At 57.0% G+C, this 16,651-nt stretch carries 15 protein-coding genes; 11 read left to right on the plus strand and 4 right to left on the minus strand.

Features of this window, described 5'->3' with window-relative positions; genetic code table 11:
• Positions 1–9 precede the first annotated feature (9 nt).
• The gene (locus ACOQH0_RS04475) at positions 10–1,611 is read left to right on the plus strand and encodes a gamma-glutamyltransferase family protein (RefSeq protein WP_421512325.1); all 1,602 of its coding nucleotides are present in this window, start codon (positions 10–12) and stop codon (positions 1,609–1,611) included.
• Between the two features lie 84 nt (positions 1,612–1,695).
• Here ACOQH0_RS04475 and ACOQH0_RS04480 read toward each other — a convergent pair whose 3' ends face one another.
• Entirely contained in the window at positions 1,696–2,466 is a 771-nt protein-coding gene (locus ACOQH0_RS04480) for an amidohydrolase (RefSeq protein ID WP_010427882.1), read from the minus strand.
• Positions 2,467–2,574: 108 nt separating this feature from the next.
• The gene (gene fadE / locus ACOQH0_RS04485) at positions 2,575–5,019 is read right to left on the minus strand and encodes an acyl-CoA dehydrogenase FadE (protein WP_100167170.1); all 2,445 of its coding nucleotides are present in this window, start codon (positions 5,017–5,019) and stop codon (positions 2,575–2,577) included.
• A 239-nt stretch (positions 5,020–5,258) separates the two neighbouring features.
• Here fadE and lpcA point away from each other — a divergent pair, with 239 nt between their 5' ends.
• A complete protein-coding gene (gene lpcA / locus ACOQH0_RS04490) occupies positions 5,259–5,837 on the plus strand; it encodes a D-sedoheptulose 7-phosphate isomerase (RefSeq protein WP_010427884.1) in 579 nt (192 codons plus the stop codon).
• A gap of 46 nt (positions 5,838–5,883) precedes the next feature.
• Entirely contained in the window at positions 5,884–6,651 is a 768-nt protein-coding gene (locus ACOQH0_RS04495) for a class II glutamine amidotransferase (protein ID WP_421511628.1), read from the plus strand.
• Here ACOQH0_RS04495 and dpaA read toward each other — a convergent pair.
• Positions 6,622–7,362 carry a peptidoglycan meso-diaminopimelic acid protein amidase gene (gene dpaA, locus ACOQH0_RS04500; protein WP_010427887.1) on the minus strand — a complete coding sequence of 247 codons (741 nt, stop codon included), beginning with the start codon at positions 7,360–7,362 and terminating at the stop codon, positions 6,622–6,624. The two genes, ACOQH0_RS04495 and dpaA, sit on opposite strands and share 30 nt — an antisense overlap.
• A gap of 299 nt (positions 7,363–7,661) precedes the next feature.
• Here dpaA and ACOQH0_RS04505 point away from each other — a divergent pair, with 299 nt between their 5' ends.
• From ACOQH0_RS04505 to dinB, 8 genes are all read left to right on the plus strand, one after another.
• Complete coding sequence (locus tag ACOQH0_RS04505) at positions 7,662–9,005, plus strand: Na(+)-translocating NADH-quinone reductase subunit A (RefSeq protein WP_421511629.1); 1,344 nt, start codon at positions 7,662–7,664, stop codon at positions 9,003–9,005.
• Positions 9,006–9,007: 2 nt separating this feature from the next.
• A complete protein-coding gene (locus ACOQH0_RS04510) occupies positions 9,008–10,243 on the plus strand; it encodes an NADH:ubiquinone reductase (Na(+)-transporting) subunit B (protein ID WP_212474071.1) in 1,236 nt (411 codons plus the stop codon).
• The gene (locus ACOQH0_RS04515) at positions 10,236–11,030 is read left to right on the plus strand and encodes a Na(+)-translocating NADH-quinone reductase subunit C (protein ID WP_010427893.1); all 795 of its coding nucleotides are present in this window, start codon (positions 10,236–10,238) and stop codon (positions 11,028–11,030) included. The genes ACOQH0_RS04510 and ACOQH0_RS04515 overlap by 8 nt, the downstream gene beginning before the upstream one ends.
• Positions 11,023–11,661 carry an NADH:ubiquinone reductase (Na(+)-transporting) subunit D gene (locus tag ACOQH0_RS04520; protein ID WP_014882676.1) on the plus strand — a complete coding sequence of 213 codons (639 nt, stop codon included), beginning with the start codon at positions 11,023–11,025 and terminating at the stop codon, positions 11,659–11,661. Before ACOQH0_RS04515 ends, ACOQH0_RS04520 begins: the two co-directional genes overlap by 8 nt.
• 6 nt (positions 11,662–11,667) lie before the next feature.
• Positions 11,668–12,264 (plus strand): NADH:ubiquinone reductase (Na(+)-transporting) subunit E, encoded by a 597-nt coding sequence (nqrE, locus tag ACOQH0_RS04525; protein WP_003863217.1) that lies wholly within the window; start codon positions 11,668–11,670, stop codon positions 12,262–12,264.
• 10 nt (positions 12,265–12,274) lie between these two features.
• A complete protein-coding gene (gene nqrF, locus ACOQH0_RS04530; protein ID WP_172701323.1) occupies positions 12,275–13,498 on the plus strand; it encodes an NADH:ubiquinone reductase (Na(+)-transporting) subunit F in 1,224 nt (407 codons plus the stop codon).
• Between the two features lie 2 nt (positions 13,499–13,500).
• Entirely contained in the window at positions 13,501–13,701 is a 201-nt protein-coding gene (gene nqrM / locus ACOQH0_RS04535) for a (Na+)-NQR maturation NqrM (protein ID WP_172701397.1), read from the plus strand.
• 108 nt (positions 13,702–13,809) lie between these two features.
• A complete protein-coding gene (gene dinB, locus ACOQH0_RS04540; RefSeq protein ID WP_010427901.1) occupies positions 13,810–14,868 on the plus strand; it encodes a DNA polymerase IV in 1,059 nt (352 codons plus the stop codon).
• A 76-nt stretch (positions 14,869–14,944) separates the two neighbouring features.
• Here dinB and pepD read toward each other — a convergent pair whose 3' ends face one another.
• A complete protein-coding gene (gene pepD, locus ACOQH0_RS04545; protein WP_421511631.1) occupies positions 14,945–16,402 on the minus strand; it encodes a cytosol nonspecific dipeptidase in 1,458 nt (485 codons plus the stop codon).
• Between the last annotated feature and the right edge of the window lie 249 nt (positions 16,403–16,651).

Here is a 16,651-nt window from a genome sequence, read left to right on the forward strand (position 1 = left end):
GGAGTCATGATGACCAAAGCGCTTGATTTTACGTCCGGTTACGCTTCACGACGCCCGCCGATGCTGGGCCATAACGCGGTTGCGACATCGCAGCCGCTGGCGGCACAGGCAGGTATGGAGATGCTGCAGCTGGGCGGGAATGCCGTCGATGCGGCCATTGCCACCGCGATGGCGCTGACGGTGGTTGAGCCGACCGGCAACGGGATCGGCAGCGACGCCTTTGCCATCGTCTGGGATGGTGAAAAGCTGCACGGCCTGAACGCGTCCGGTCGTTCGCCTGCGAGCTGGCATGCGGATCTGTTTGCCGGTAAAACCGCGGTGCCGGAAATCGGCTGGGACGCGGTGACCGTGCCGGGTGCGGTATCCGGCTGGGTCGCGCTGGCGGAACGCTTCGGCACGCTGCCGCTGACCACGCTGGCGCAGCCCGCCATTGACTATGCGCGCAACGGCTTCCCGGTCTCCCCGCTGATTGGCCATCTCTGGCAGCGCGGCTATAACAAGCTGAAAGATCAGCCGGGCTTCAGCGCCTGCTTCGCGCCGGAGGGCCGCGCCCCGCGCGTGGGGGAAATCTTCCGTAACCCGGCGCAGGCGAACTCGCTGGAGCTGATTGCGAAAACCAACGGCGACGCCTTTTACCGCGGCGAGCTGGCGCAGAAAATCGCCGCCTTTGCTAAAGAACACGGCGCGCATCTGACCGAAGAGGACCTGGCAAACCATCGCGTGGACTGGGTTGAGCTGCTGTCGCGCGACTTCGCGGGCGGTTCGGTGCAGGAGCTGCCGCCAAACGGCCAGGGGATCGCCACGCTGATTGCGCTTGGCATTCTTGAGCAGTGCGGCATTGAGAAGCATCATCCGGATTCCGTGCAGTCTCTGCATCTCTCCATCGAAGCGATGAAGCTGGCGCTGGCGGATCTCGACCGCTACGTGGCGGATGAAGAACACATGGCGTTCGCGGCGAAAGAGCTGCTGAGTGACCATTATCTGAAGTCGCGCGCGGCGCTTATCGACCACGATAAAGCCTCTGATTTTGTCTACGGCTCCCCGACGCAGAGCGGCACGGTCTACATCAGCACCGCCGACGCCAGCGGGATGATGGTCTCGTTTATTCAGTCCAACTATATGGGCTTTGGATCAGGTATTGTGGTGCCGGACACCGGGATCAGCCTGCAAAACCGGGGCTGCGGGTTTGTGCTGGATCCACATCACCCGAACGCGCTGGCGGGCAGCAAGCGCCCGTTCCACACCATCATTCCGGGCTTTGCGATGGACGGCAACGGCCAGCCGCTGATGTCCTTTGGCGTGATGGGCGGCCCGATGCAGGCGCAGGGGCACATGCAGATGGCGCTGCGCATTATGCTGCACGGACAAAACCCGCAGGCGGCGATTGACGCCCCGCGCTGGCGCGTGGTGCAGGGCAGGGAGGTGATCGTTGAATCAACGTTCGATCGCAATACGATTGCCGCGCTGCGCGAACGCGGGCATCAGATCGTGGTGGAAGATCCGCTGCAGGATTACAACTTTGGCGGGGCGCAGGTGATCTATCGCCTGCCGGAAGGGCACTACGTGGCCGCGACGGAAAGCCGTAAAGACGGGCAGGCGTTGGTGAGTTAATTAACGCCCGGTGGCGCTGCGCTGACCGGGCCTACACTGTGCTTTTTGTAGGCCGGGTAAGGCGTAGCCGCCACCCGGCTTTTTTCACCCAATACTAAACGGATCCGCATCCTGCCACGCCGGAAACTTCTCGCGATACTCCTTCAGCGCCGTCAACGACAGCTCCGCATCTATCCGCGTCGCCTGGTGCGGCTCGGCGGTAGCGATAATCTCGCCCTGCGGATTCACCACCCGGCTGTCGCCGCGGTAGTGATGCCCGTTGCCGTCGGTTCCCACGCGGTTACAGCCCACCACGTACGCCTGGTTCTCAATCGCGCGCGCCGCCAGCAGCGTCTGCCAGTGCAGAGAACGCGGCGCAGGCCAGTTGGCGACATACAGCGCCAGGTCGTAATCGTTACGGTTGCGCGACCACACCGGGAAGCGCAGGTCGTAGCAGACCAGCGGCAAAATACGCCAGCCGCGCCACTCGAACACCACGCGTTCGTTACCCGCTTCATAGTGATGGTGCTCATCCGCCATGCGGAACAGGTGGCGCTTATCGTAGAAGTGCACCTTTCCTTCCGGCTCAACCAGCAGGAAGCGGTTCACCGGTCCGCGTTCGGTTTGTAGCGCGGCGCTACCGGCAATGAGCGCGTTGGTCTCCTGCGCTTTGGTCTGCATCCAGGCGACCACCTCGTCCTGAGGCATCGACTGTTTCGCCGCTTCCATGGCAAAACCCGTAGTGAACATCTCCGGCAGGACAATCACATCACGCCCGGTAATCTCTTCCAGTTGACGATCAAAGTGGCGCAGGTTGGCGGGGCCATCCATCCACACTAAAGGTTGCTGCAAAATCGAAATCTTCAAACCAGGCACGATACAGACTCCTCAAAAGACCGCTTTTTGACACTGTAGCACGTCATTACGAGAAAATGTGGCAATAAAAAACCCCGCGCGAGGCGGGGTTTGTACAAGCGAAACGCGTTACGCTGCTTCAGGTTTGCGGTGCTTCTCCGGGAGCTTTACCGGCTGCGTCGCCAGCTCGTCCGGTTCGAAATCATCCACGTTAATACTGCGCAGACGGCTCTCTTCGGCTTTCACCAGCAGAGCGGCTTCATCTTTATTGATAATGCCACCGGCAAGCGCCTGTTTTGCCAGTTCGTCCAGACGGGTAAACGGCAGGTTTTTGCCCAGCTGTTTACAGATCTTCTGGTGAATCGGATCGGCGGCCATCACGTCCAGCAGCGCCTCTTCCAGCAGACCCACCGGGTTATGTGGCGTCGGCTCAAGATACTGACCACGACCGATACGGGAGCGGGTTGCGCTCGGTACCTGCAGGATCTTCGCTACCTTGTGGTCCAGCTTGTCGGACGGTGCCAGATGGTGACGACCGGTTGGGAAGATCACCGCGCGCAGGGCACCCGCCACGAAGCGGTTCGGGAAGTTCGCCAGCAGGTCGTCAATCGCCTGTTCGGCCTGATACATCGCATCCTGCACGCCCCAGTGCACCAGCGGCAGATCCGCTTCCTGACGGCCTTCGTCGTCGTAGCGCTTCAGGACCGCCGAGGCCAGGAAGATCTGGCTCAGCACATCACCCAGACGGGCGGAGATACGTTCGCGACGCTTCAGGCTTCCGCCCAGCACCGCCATGGAGACGTCAGACAGCAGAGCCAGGTTGGCGCTCAGTCGGTTCAGATGCTGGTAGTAACGTTTGGTCGCATCGCCGGTTGGCGTCGCGCTGGTGAGGCCGCGCGTCAGGCCCAGCCAGAAGCTGCGCACCTTGTTGCTGCCCACGTGACCGATATGTTTGAACAGCAGCTTATCGAAGGCATCCACATCGTTATTCTGCGCAGCGGCCATCTCTTCCAGCACGTACGGATGGCAGCGAATTGCGCCCTGACCGAAGATCATCATGCTGCGGGTCAGGATGTTTGCCCCTTCCACGGTGATGGCAATCGGTGCGCCCTGATAGCCGCGCGCCAGGAAGTTGCCTTCGCCGAGCATAATGCCTTTACCGCCTGCAATATCCATCGCGTCAATGATCGACTGCTGCGCGCGGTGGGTACAGTGGTACTTCACAATCGCGGACAGCACGGCCGGTTTTTCGCCCAGCATAATGCCGTAGGTAATCAGAGAAGCAGCGGCATCCATCACGTAGGCGTTGCCTGCGATACGCGCCAGCGGCTCTTCGATACCTTCCATCTTGCCGATGGAGATTTTGAACTGACGGCGGATGTGCGCGTACGCACCAATCCCCATCGCGACCGACTTCAGACCGCCGGTTGAGTTCGACGGCAGGGTAATGCCGCGACCCACAGACAGACATTCCACCAGCATACGCCAGCCCTGACCGGCCATTTTCGGACCGCCGATGATGTAGTCAATCGGCACGAAGATATCCTGGCCGCGGGTTGGACCGTTCTGGAACGGCACGTTCAGCGGGAAGTGACGACGACCAATTTCAACGCCTGGGGTAGAGGTTGGGATCAGCGCACAGGTAATGCCCAGATCTTCATCGCCGCCCAGCAGTTTTTCCGGGTCAGAGAGCTTAAAGGCCAGACCCAGTACGGTGGCGATAGGCGCCAGGGTGATATAACGCTTGTTCCAGGTCAGGCGCATGCCCAGCACCTGCTCGCCCTGCCACTCGCCCATGCAGACCACGCCGGTATCCGGGATCGCGCCTGCATCGGAGCCCGCTTCCGGGCTGGTCAGCGCGAAGCAAGGGATTTCCTGACCGCGTGCCAGACGCGGCAGGTAGTGATCTTTCTGCTCTTCAGTACCGTAATGCTGCAGCAGTTCGCCCGGGCCTAAGGAGTTAGGCACGCCAACGGTAATCGCCAGGATCCCGGAAACGCCCGCCAGCTTTTGCAGGACGCGAGCCTGAGCGTAAGCGGAGAACTCCAGACCGCCGTACTCTTTCTTGATGATCATTGCGAAGAAGCGGTGTTCTTTCAGATATGCCCACAGCTCTGGCGGCAGATCGGCCATTTCATGGGTGATGGCAAAGTCGTTTGCCATGCGGCACGCTTCTTCCACCGGGCCGTCAATAAAGGCCTGCTCTTCAGCGGTCAGACGCGGCTGCGGATAGTTGTGCAGCTTTTTCCAGTCAGGATTGCCCTGGAACAGATCGCCTTCCCACCAGGTGGTGCCCGCATCAATCGCTTCTTTCTCGGTGCGTGACATTGGCGGCATCACTTTGCGGAAGCCTTTGAACACCGGCGCGGAGATCATCGACTTACGCATCGGTGCCAGGTTAAACGGCAGAAGAATGATGGCAAGAGGGACTAAAAGCCAGATATTCCAGAGGCCTGCGACGCCAAGCGCAGCCGTCCAGGCCAGAAGAATCAGGCTGCTCAGGAATAAACTTACGCGGTGATAGAACAGCACACCGAGCAGTACAACGGTTGCGAGAATGCTCAAAATCATCATAAAGAAAAGCTCCCTTGCTTGTAGGAGGTCTGACCACTTGTGATGATATGGTTGTAGTTGATGTAAATTCCTTTAGCAATGTGTTTACAAAATAATTACAACCTGGTTCACATTGTTCGCGTTTTCGTCGGCACGAAAAAACAAAACGCCGGACGATTCGCATGGCTTTAGCTTCTCGCTTTTGAAGCTATCCGGTACACTCCACTGTGTTATTTCATCAATACTGAAGGATTATCCTCATGTACCAGGATCTTATTCGTAACGAACTGAACGAAGCGGCGGAAACGCTGGCGAACTTTCTGAAAGATGATGCCAATATTCACGCTATTCAGCGCGCAGCGGTCCTGCTGGCCGACAGTTTCAAAGCCGGTGGCAAAGTGCTCTCCTGTGGCAACGGTGGCTCCCACTGTGACGCCATGCACTTCGCCGAAGAGCTGACCGGACGCTATCGCGAAAACCGTCCGGGCTACCCGGCGATTGCGATCTCCGACGTGAGCCACATCTCCTGCGTAGGCAACGACTTCGGTTACGACCACATCTTCTCCCGCTACGTTGAAGCGGTAGGCCGTGAAGGCGACGTGCTGCTGGGGATTTCGACCTCTGGCAACTCCGGCAACGTGATCAAAGCGATCGCCGCCGCGCGTGAAAAAGGGATGAAAGTCATCACCCTGACGGGTAAAGATGGCGGTAAGATGGACGGTACAGCGGACGTTGAAATCCGCGTTCCGCACTTCGGTTATGCTGACCGTATTCAGGAAATTCACATCAAAGTGATCCATATCCTGATTCAACTGATCGAAAAAGAGATGGTTAAGTAAGACTTCGCTGGGGGCACCGGTGCCCCCGCTGTTGTGGAGGTGTTGTATGTGCGAACTGCTCGGGATGAGCGCCAATGTGCCAACCGATATCTGCTTTAGTTTCACCGGGCTGGTTCAGCGCGGTGGAGGAACCGGGCCGCATAAAGACGGCTGGGGCATCACCTTCTACGAAGGCAAAGGGTGTCGCACGTTCAAAGATCCACAGCCCAGCTTTAACTCACCGATTGCCAAACTGGTGCAGGACTACCCCATCAAGTCCCGCTCGGTGATCGCCCACATCCGTCAGGCAAACCGCGGCGAAGTGGCGCTGGAAAATACCCATCCGTTTACCCGTGAACTGTGGGGCCGTAACTGGACCTACGCGCACAACGGGCAGCTTACGGGCTATAAGTCGCTGGAGACGGGCAACTTCCGCCCGGTCGGCGAAACGGACAGCGAAAAAGCCTTCTGCTGGCTGCTGCACAAGCTGACGGAGCGCTATCCGCGCACGCCCGGCAACATGGCCGCCGTGTTCAAATATATCGCGACGCTGGCATCTGAACTGCGTGAAAAAGGCGTGTTCAACATGCTGCTCTCTGACGGCCGCTACGTGATGGCGTTCTGCTCAACGAATTTGTTCTGGATCACCCGCCGCGCGCCGTTTGGCGTTGCGACGCTGCTCGATCAGGATGTGGAGATAGACTTTCAGAAGGAGACCACACCGAACGATGTGGTCTCCGTCATTGCTACGCAGCCGCTAACGGGCAACGAAACCTGGCAAAAGATTATGCCAGGCGAGTGGGTACTATTTTGTCTCGGGGACCGTGTAATTTGACGCCAGCTGCGGGTGGACGACTTCGTGGCTCAGCGGCTTGCTGACCACGTAACGGCCATCGACGATAGAGACCACCGGTGGCTTGCGGGTCTGCTCAAAGTAGTCGTAACCTGGCTTCAGCTGTTTCCAGAAATCCGCGTAGTAGGAGTACTTGTGACGCGCCATGTTGGCGTCCGTCATGCGGAACGGATAGATGCTGACCTGTACGTTAGGCTGCCCAAAGACCAGCGCGCCCGTGACGAACTGGAAAATCTCATCAATGCCGGAGTCGGTCATCGCATAACAGCCGACAGACACGCAGGCACCGTGGATCATCAGGTATTTACCTTCATAACCGTGTGCACGGTCATAGGCATTCGGGAAGCCGATGTTAATGGCCTTATAGAAGCGGCTGTCAGGTTTTAGCTGATTACGCTGAACGTTGTAAAACCCTTCCGGACTTTTGAAATCGCCCTGACGCTGTTTTGGCCCCAGACCGCCGGAGTAGTTACAAATTTTGTAACTATCAAGCAGCTGATATGTCTCGCCCATTTTCACAAACAGATCGAGAGTGCGTTCTTCCTTGAAGATTTGAATATAAACCGGGGATCCCATCAGCTGTTGTTTATATTCTTTGCTAACCGGTGTCGTTGAGCTATTACTGCTGAGCAGTCCGGCAAACGACATGCACGGCATCAGAAGCATCGCAATGAACAATGCGATTTTACGCATACTACTAGTTCCTTGATAAAACCATGACCAAATTGCCAGGACGGCAAAAGAGACCCGAAATCAGATTAATCTGGACAGGAGCGCTCACATTAGCACCGATAAAGATTTTCGCAAGAGCCAACCTTTGTGTTTACAAATTAGTTTTACTTTATAACCCATTCAAATCGCCCTGACTCCAGGAACTTTGCGTAATAGCTCGCATTTTGGCGCGTCAGGAGGCGGATCCTCTGCCCCCTTTGGGACGAAAATGGTACACTTCACCCCCTCTGGATTGTTGTTCATGGATACCTGCTAACTACATGTTTAGAATAAGAAAAGGACTTGATCTGCCTATTTCCGGTGTGCCCGATCAGCACGTCGCGCAAGGGGCCAGCATTCGTCATGTCGCTATTTTGGGCGACGATTATGTGGGGATGCGCCCGGCGATGCTGGTGCAAGAGGGCGATCGCGTCATAAAAGGCCAGGCGCTCTTCGAGGATAAAAAAAATCCGGGCGTCTTGTTTACGGCCCCGGCCAGCGGCACCGTTGTGGCGATTCATCGAGGTGAACGCCGCGTGCTGCAATCCGTTGTGATCCGTCTTGAAGGCGATGAGCAGCGCGAGTTTGCGCGTTTTGATGTGGCCGACCTCGCGACACTCAGCCGCGAAGCCGTGCAGGCGCAGCTGCTGGCGTCGGGGTTGTGGACGTCACTTCGCACGCGCCCCTTTAGCAAGTCACCGGTTCCGGGAACCGTACCGGCGGCTATTTTCGTTACCGCCATCGACACCAATCCGCTCAGTGCGGATCCGCAGCCTATTATCCTGGCGCAGCGCAAGGCGTTTGATGCCGGGTTGACCCTTTTAACGCGTCTGACCCCCGGGAAGGTTCATGTCTGCCAGGCGAGCGGCGGCAAGCTTGGCGGCCATCCGCAGGGGCAGGTAACGTTTAATGAATTTGCTGGCCCGCATCCGGCGGGGCTGGTTGGCACACACATCCACTTCCTTGAACCGGTGAGTCTGGCAAAACAGGTCTGGCATCTGAATTATCAGGACGTGATTGCCATAGGTATGCTCTTTACCACGGGTGAGCTGTGTGCAGAACGCACGATCTCCATTGGTGGACCGCAGGCGACAAACCCACGTCTGGTGAAGACGCTACAAGGTGCAGATATCAATGAACTGCTGACCGATGAAACAAAAGCGGGTGAAAACCGCCTGATTTCCGGTTCGGTACTCAGTGGCCGTCATGCCGTTGGCGCGCAGGCTTATCTGGGGCGCTTCCATCTGCAGGTGAGCATCGTTCAGGAAGGGCGTGAGAAAGAGCTGTTCGGCTGGGTTCTGCCTGGTGCAGAAAAATACTCCGTAACCCGCACCACGCTGGGTCACTTCCTGCGCCATAAGCTTTTCAACTTCTCCACCAGCACCCACGGCGGTGAGCGTGCGATGGTACCCATTGGTAACTACGAGCGCGTGATGCCGCTGGATATTCTGCCTACCGTGCTGCTGCGCGATCTCCTTGCTGGCGATACCGACGGTGCGCAGGCGCTGGGCTGCCTGGAGCTGGACGAAGAAGATCTGGCGCTCTGTACCTATGTGTGTCCAGGCAAATACGAATACGGACCCGTATTGCGCGAGGTGTTAACCCGCATTGAGCAGGAAGGATAACGATGGGCTTAAAACACCTCTTTGAAAAAATTGAGCCGCACTTTACCGAAGGGAAGCTCAAAAAGTACTACCCGCTGTATGAAGCGACAACGACCATTTTCTACACGCCGGGGCTGGTGACGAAAGGGGCGGCGCACGTGCGCGACGCCATCGATCTCAAGCGAATGATGATCCTGGTGTGGTTTGCGGTCTTCCCGGCCATGTTCTGGGGCATGTACAACGTCGGCTTGCAGACCATTCCGGCACTGCACCACATGTATGATGCACAGCAGCTGGCGCAGGTGATCCAGTCCGACTGGCATTACCGCCTGGCGCAGTCGCTGGGGGTAAGCTTTGCGGCCGACGCGGGCTGGCTGAGTATGATGACGCTGGGCGCGGTCTTCTTCCTGCCAATCTATATCACAGTCTTTATCGTGGGCGGCTTCTGGGAAGTGCTGTTTGCCATTATTCGCAAACATGAGATCAACGAAGGCTTCTTTGTTACTTCCATTCTGTTTGCCCTGATTGTTCCACCAACGCTGCCGCTCTGGCAGGCGGCGATGGGGATCAGCTTTGGCGTGGTGATTGCCAAAGAGATCTTCGGCGGGACCGGACGCAACTTCCTCAACCCGGCGCTGGCGGGGCGTGCGTTCCTGTTCTTTGCTTACCCGGCGCAGATCTCCGGTGACCTGGTGTGGACGGCAGCCGACGGTTTCTCCGGCGCGACGCCGCTTTCCCAGTGGGCGGCAGGCGGTGGCGAAACGCTGGTTAACAATGCGACCGGCCAGCCGGTCACCTGGTTCGATGCCTTTATAGGCAACATTCCGGGTTCCATCGGGGAAGTCTCTACGCTGATGATTTTGCTTGGTGGCGCAATCATTCTCTTTGGTCGTGTGGCCTCCTGGCGCATCGTCGCTGGCGTCATGCTTGGCATGGTGCTTACCGCAACGCTGTTCAATCTCATTGGTTCAAGCACTAACCCGATGTTCTCCATGCCGTGGTACTGGCACCTTGTGCTGGGAGGCTTTGCGTTTGGCATGATGTTCATGGCGACCGATCCCGTCTCGGCGTCGTTTACCGATAAGGGTAAATGGAGCTACGGCGTGCTGATCGGCGTGATGTGTGTCCTGATTCGCGTGGTCAACCCGGCCTATCCGGAAGGGATGATGTTGGCCATTCTGTTTGCCAACCTGTTTGCACCGCTCTTCGACTATCTGGTCGTGCGTGCCAACATTAAGCGGAGGAAGGCGCGTGGCTGAGGTTAAAAATAACGACAGCATCAGCAAAACGCTGCTGGTGGTGCTGGTACTGTGTCTGGTCTGTTCCATTGTAGTTGCGGGGTCTGCCGTGGGGTTAAAACCGCTGCAGCAGGAGCAACGCGCGCTGGATAAACAGCGTAACATTCTCGCCGTGGCCGGGCTGATGCAGGAAGGCATGACGAAGGACGACGTCGCAGACGTGTTTGCCGAACGTATTACCGCGCGGCTGGTGGATCTAAAAACCGGTGAGCTGATGGATAAAGACCCGGCGAAGTATAACCAGGCGCTGGCGCTGAAAGATCCGCAGATGAGCACCGTGCTTGACGCATCGCAGGATCCGGCGGGTATAAAGCGCCGCAGCAACATCGCGGAGATCTACCTGGTGCGTGACGAGCAAAAACGCGTACAGGAAGTGGTTTTGCCGATTTACGGCAACGGGCTGTGGTCAATGATGTATGCCTTTGTGGCACTGGATACCGATGGCCGCACGGTCAAAGGCATAACCTATTACGATCAGGGCGAAACGCCGGGGTTGGGTGGCGAAGTGGAAAACCCTAACTGGCGCGCGCAGTTTGTTGGCAAGAAAGTGCTCGACGATAGCGGTCAGCCCGCGCTGAAGGTGATGAAAGGGGCGGCACGTCCGGGTGACGACTACGCCGTTGACGGCCTTTCAGGGGCGACGCTCACCTCAAACGGGGTGCAGCACAGTTTTGATTTCTGGATGGGCGAACTTGGCTTTGGTCCTTTCCTGAAAAACGTACGTGAAGGAGCGCTGAATAATGGCTGATACGGGTGAACTGAAAGAAGTCAAAAAGGTGCTCATTGGCCCGCTGCTCGCCAATAACCCGATCACGCTGCAGGTGCTGGGTGTCTGCTCAGCCCTGGCGGTGACGACCAAGCTGGAAACGGCGGTGGTGATGACGCTGGCGGTCACGCTGGTTACGGCGTTCTCCAGCATGTTTATCTCGATGATCCGCCACCACATCCCCAACAGCGTGAGGATCATCGTGCAGATGGCGATCATCGCCTCGCTGGTGATCGTGGTCGATCAGCTGCTGCGCGCTTTTGCCTACGAAACATCAAAACAGCTTTCGGTGTTTGTCGGGCTGATTATCACCAACTGTATCGTGATGGGCCGCGCAGAAGCTTACGCCATGAAGATGCCGCCGCTCGCGAGCTTTATGGACGGTATCGGCAACGGCCTCGGCTACGGCGTGATCCTGCTGACGGTAGGGTTCCTGCGCGAGTTGATTGGCAGCGGCAAGCTGTTTGGCATCACGGTGCTGGACACGGTGCAGAACGGCGGCTGGTATCTGCCGAACGGCCTGTTCCTGCTCGCGCCAAGCGCATTTTTCATTATCGGTTTGCTGATCTGGCTGATTCGTACGTTGAAGCCTGAGCAGCAGGAAAAGGAGTAACCGACAATGGCTCATTACCTGAGTTTATTTGTGCGCGCGGTGTTTGTTGAAAACATGGCGCTCGCGTTTTTCCTCGGCATGTGTACATTTCTTGCCGTGTCTAAAAAGGTCTCCACGGCATTTGGCCTGGGCGTGGCGGTCACCGTTGTGTTGGGGCTTTCGGTTCCGATTAACAACCTGGTGTTCAACTTCGTGCTGCGGGACGGCGCGCTGGTGGAAGGGGTCGATCTCAGCTTCCTCAACTTCATCACCTTTATCGGCGTGATCGCGGCGTTGGTGCAAATCCTTGAGATGATCCTCGATAAGTATTTCCCGTCGCTGTACAACGCGCTGGGGATCTTCCTGCCGCTGATCGCGGTGAACTGCGCCATCTTCGGCGGCGTCTCGTTTATGGTTCAGCGCGATTACAACTTCAGCGAATCCGTGGTCTATGGCTTCGGTTCCGGCATCGGCTGGATGCTGGCGATTGTGACCATGGCGGGGATCCGCGAAAAAATGAAATATGCCAACGTGCCTGCGGGTCTGCGCGGCTTAGGGATCACCTTTATCACCACCGGCCTGATGGCGTTGGGCTTTATGTCCTTCTCCGGTGTGCAGCTATAAGGGCTAACAGATGGAAATTATTCTTGGCGTGGTGATGTTCACGCTGATTGTTCTGGTGCTGTCAGGGCTGATTCTGGCGGCGCGTGCGAAGCTGGTGAACGCCGGTGATGTCATTATTGATATCAACGATGACCCGCAAAATCAGATCCGTACCCCGGCAGGGGACAAACTGCTCAATACGCTCTCGGGCAATGGGATCTTTGTCTCGTCAGCCTGCGGCGGCGGTGGCTCATGCGGGCAGTGCCGTGTGACGGTGAAAGAGGGCGGCGGTGATATCCTGCCCACTGAACTGTCCCATATCACGAAGCGTGAAGCGAAAGAAGGCTGCCGTCTCGCCTGCCAGGTCGCGGTGCGCCAGAACATGAAGATTGAGCTGCCGGAAGAGATCTTCGGCGTCAAAAAATGGGAGTGCGAAGTTATCTCTAACGATAACAAAGCCACGTTCATTAAAGAGCTTAAGCTGCGTGTTCCTGAAGGGGAGAGCGTTCCGTTCCGCGCGGGCGGGTATATCCAGATTGATTGTCCGGCGCACACCGTGGCGTATGCCGACTTCGACGTGCCCGAGGAGTATCGGGCCGACTGGGACAAATTCAATCTCTTCCGCTTTGTTTCCGAAGTAAAAGAGCCGACGTTGCGTGCTTACTCCATGGCTAACTATCCGGAAGAGAAGGGCATTATCATGCTCAACGTGCGTATCGCCACGCCGCCGCCGAATGTGCCGAATGCACCGCCGGGCGTTATGTCGTCGTATATCTGGTCCCTTAAGCCAGGCGACAAAGTGACGATCTCCGGTCCGTTCGGTGAGTTCTTTGCCAAAGATACCGACGCGGAAATGGTCTTTATCGGCGGCGGTGCCGGTATGGCCCCGATGCGCTCGCACATCTTTGACCAGCTCAAACGTCTAAGCAGCAAGCGTAAAATTAGCTTCTGGTACGGGGCACGCTCCCTGCGCGAGATGTTCTACGACGACGAGTTTGAACAGCTGTCGCGTGAGAACCCTAACTTTACCTTCCACGTGGCGCTTTCCGATCCGCAGCCGGAAGATAACTGGACGGGCTATACGGGCTTCATCCACAACGTGCTGTACGAAAACTACCTCAAACAGCACCCGGCACCGGAAGACTGTGAGTTCTATATGTGTGGTCCGCCGATGATGAACGCCGCCGTGATTAAGATGCTTAAAGATCTTGGCGTTGAAGATGAGAACATCATGCTTGATGATTTTGGAGGCTGATGATGCTGACGTTTCTGGCGACCTTTGGCGTCTTTGTGCTGGTGGTGCTCGGCATGTCGTTAGGCTGGATCATCAAGCGTAAAAGCATTCAGGGCAGCTGTGGCGGTATTTCATCTCTTGGGATGGAAAAGGTGTGCGACTGCCCGGAACCGTGCGATGCGCGGAAAAAAAGAATGGCCCGCGAGCAGCAGCGCATCATTTAAGTGTATGCAGGCCGGGTAAGGCAAAGCCGCCACCCGGCGTTTTCACATCTGCTTCTCAATCCTCATTTATTTACTGTATACTTATCCAGTAATGAGTGAGGGCTTACTATGCGCAAAATAATCCATGTCGATATGGACTGCTTTTTTGCCGCAGTGGAGATGCGTGACAACCCGGCGCTGCGGGATATTCCCATCGCCATTGGCGGCAGCCGCGTGCAGCGCGGTGTGATCAGCACCGCCAACTATCCCGCGCGCAAGTTTGGCGTGCGCAGCGCCATGCCGACTGCGATGGCCTTAAAGCTTTGCCCTCATCTCACGCTCCTGCCCGGTCGGTTTGATGCTTATAAAGAGGCCTCAATTCATATTCGTGAAATCTTCTCCCGCTACACCTCACTGATAGAACCGCTGTCGCTGGACGAAGCCTATCTGGATGTGACCGACAGCGTGCATTGCCACGGCTCGGCCACGCTGATGGCCCAGGAGATCCGCCAGACGATATTCAACGAACTGAATCTGACCGCATCGGCGGGCGTCGCGCCGGTTAAATTCCTCGCTAAAATTGCTTCAGATTTAAATAAACCCAACGGTCAATACGTCATCACCCCTGAAGAGGTGCCTGCGTTTTTGAAAACCCTACCGCTTGGCAAAATACCCGGCGTGGGGAAAGTCTCTGCCGCAAAGCTGGAAAGCATGGGGTTGCGCACCTGCGAAGACGTGCAGCGAAGCGATCTCGCCATGCTGCTTAAGCGCTTTGGAAAGTTTGGTCGCGTGCTGTGGGAGCGCAGCCAGGGCATTGACGATCGCGATGTGAACAGCGAACGGCTACGGAAATCCGTCGGCGTTGAGCGCACCCTCATTGAAGATATTCATGACTGGTCCGAGTGCGAGGCCATTATCACGGAACAGCTTTACCCTGAGCTGGAGCGACGCTTAACCAAGGTAAAGCCGGACCTGCTGATCGCCCGTCAGGGCATCAAGCTAAAATTTAACGATTTCCAGCAGACCACGCAGGAACACGTCTGGCCGCGTCTGAATAAAGACGATCTGATTGCGACCGCAAAAAAGGCATGGGAAGAGCGCCGGGGCGGGCGAGGGGTGAGGCTGGTGGGATTGCACGTCACGCTGCTGGACCCGCAGCTGGAACGACAGCTGGTATTGGGATTGTAAAAAAGCCCGGTGCGCTACGCTTACCGGGCCTACGTTTTTCACCCTCTCCCTGTGGGAGAGGGCTGGGGTGAAGGTATTACTTAGCAGGAATCGCTTTCAGCAGCTCAGTCAGCAGCGTCCAGTAATGGCCGACGCTTTCGATATGAACCTGCTCATCCGGTGAGTGCGGACCGGTGATGGTTGGCCCGATAGACACCATGTCCATGTCAGGATACGGCTTCTTGAACAGACCGCATTCCAGACCGGCGTGGATAACCTGAATGTTCGGGGTGCTGTTGAACAGACGCTGGTATGTTTCACGCACCAGTGCCATGACCGGGGAGCTTGCGTCCGGCTGCCAGCCCGGGTAGCTGCCTTTCGCGGAGGTTTTTGCGCCCGCCAGCGTGCCCAGAGACTCCAGCATGCTCACCACGTACTCTTTACCGCTGTCGATCAGGGAACGGATCAGGCAGATGATCTCTGCGCTGTCGTCGCCCATGGTCACCACGCCCACGTTCAGTGAGGTTTCTACCACGCCTTTCGCAACGTCAGAGTTGCGGATCACGCCGTTTGGCGTCGCGTTCAGCAGCTGAACGAAGGTGTCGCGAGACTGTGCGGTCAGCGCGGCTTTATCCGTGGTCACGGATTCCAGCACTACGGTCAGGTTCTTCTCTTTCTCAGAAAGTTCGTTTTTCAGGATATCAAGATAAACGCTGGAGAGTTTTTTCAGCTCGTCTGCTTTTGCCGCGGGTACTACTACGGTGGCGAAGGCCTCACGTGGGATCGCGTTACGCAGCGTACCGCCGTTGAAATCGACCAGACGCAGATCCAGCTCAGCCGCGTGACCCGCCAGGAAGCGTGCCAGCAGTTTATTGGCATTGCCGAGACCCAGGTGAATATCGCCGCCGGAGTGGCCGCCTTTCAGCCCTTTCAGCGTCAGCTTGAAGGTCTGGTAGCCCGCGGGAATCGCTTCACGAGACAGCGGCAGGGTAGAAATGAAATCAATCCCGCCCGCGCAGCCCATGTAGATCTCGCCTTCTTCTTCGGAGTCGGTGTTGATCAGGATGTCCGCCTGCAGCCAGTTGGCCTGCAGACCGAACGCGCCGTCCATGCCTGCTTCTTCGGTCATGGTCAGCAGCACTTCCAGCGGACCGTGCTCAACGCTGTCGTCAGCCAGCACCGCCAGCGCAGAGGCCATACCGATGCCGTTATCCGCGCCCAGGGTGGTGCCGCGTGCTTTCACCCACTCGCCGTCGATGTACGGTTGAATCGGGTCTTTAGTGAAGTCGTGAACGGTGTCGTTGTTTTTCTGCGGAACCATGTCCAGGTGCGCCTGCAGCACAACCGGTTTACGGTTTTCCATGCCTGCGGTGGCAGGCTTGCGGATCAGAATGTTGCCAACCTGGTCGCGCTCGGCGTGCAGACCTTTTTCCTTCGCCCAGCCCATAATGTGTTCGGCAAGCTGTTCTTCATGGTAGGAAGGGTGTGGAATGGAACAGATTTTGGCAAAAATATCCCACAGCGGTTGTGGAGATAATTGAGACAGTTCAGACACGATAAGTCTCCTTGTCGATGCGCTGCAAACGGGGTTGCAGGTCACAGGGTTAGCAGGTTAATAGTTACCACAAGACAGGCTTGCGAGATGCATCTGAGAATACCACTTTCTCCGACGGCGGGTAGCATAAAGCATGTAAAAACTCAGGCTCGGGGCGCTAAACACTGGTTTTTAGTGCGTCAGATCTCTATAATCTCGCGCAACCTATTTCCCCCTCGAACACTTTTTAAGCCGTATATAAACAGGCTG

This window comes from Enterobacter sp. JS8-1 (assembly GCF_049187015.1).
GTDB classification, from domain to species: Bacteria; Pseudomonadota; Gammaproteobacteria; order Enterobacterales; family Enterobacteriaceae; genus Enterobacter; species Enterobacter mori.

Bases quoted from the DNA above. Each gene is read 5' to 3' on its own strand.
- lpcA (WP_010427884.1), top strand. From the start codon at position 5,259: ATGTACCAGGATCTTATTCGTAACGAACTGAACGAAGCGGCGGAAACG.
- ACOQH0_RS04520 (WP_014882676.1), top strand. From the start codon at position 11,023: ATGGCTGATACGGGTGAACTGAAAGAAGTCAAAAAGGTGCTCATTGGC.
- ACOQH0_RS04505 (WP_421511629.1), top strand. From the start codon at position 7,662: ATGTTTAGAATAAGAAAAGGACTTGATCTGCCTATTTCCGGTGTGCCC.
- ACOQH0_RS04510 (WP_212474071.1), top strand. From the start codon at position 9,008: ATGGGCTTAAAACACCTCTTTGAAAAAATTGAGCCGCACTTTACCGAA.
- ACOQH0_RS04495 (WP_421511628.1), top strand. From the start codon at position 5,884: ATGTGCGAACTGCTCGGGATGAGCGCCAATGTGCCAACCGATATCTGC.
- ACOQH0_RS04475 (WP_421512325.1), top strand. From the start codon at position 10: ATGACCAAAGCGCTTGATTTTACGTCCGGTTACGCTTCACGACGCCCG.
- nqrM (WP_172701397.1), top strand. From the start codon at position 13,501: ATGCTGACGTTTCTGGCGACCTTTGGCGTCTTTGTGCTGGTGGTGCTC.
- nqrF (WP_172701323.1), top strand. From the start codon at position 12,275: ATGGAAATTATTCTTGGCGTGGTGATGTTCACGCTGATTGTTCTGGTG.
- fadE (WP_100167170.1), bottom strand. From the start codon at position 5,019: ATGATGATTTTGAGCATTCTCGCAACCGTTGTACTGCTCGGTGTGCTG.
- dpaA (WP_010427887.1), bottom strand. From the start codon at position 7,362: ATGCGTAAAATCGCATTGTTCATTGCGATGCTTCTGATGCCGTGCATG.
- nqrE (WP_003863217.1), top strand. From the start codon at position 11,668: ATGGCTCATTACCTGAGTTTATTTGTGCGCGCGGTGTTTGTTGAAAAC.
- dinB (WP_010427901.1), top strand. From the start codon at position 13,810: ATGCGCAAAATAATCCATGTCGATATGGACTGCTTTTTTGCCGCAGTG.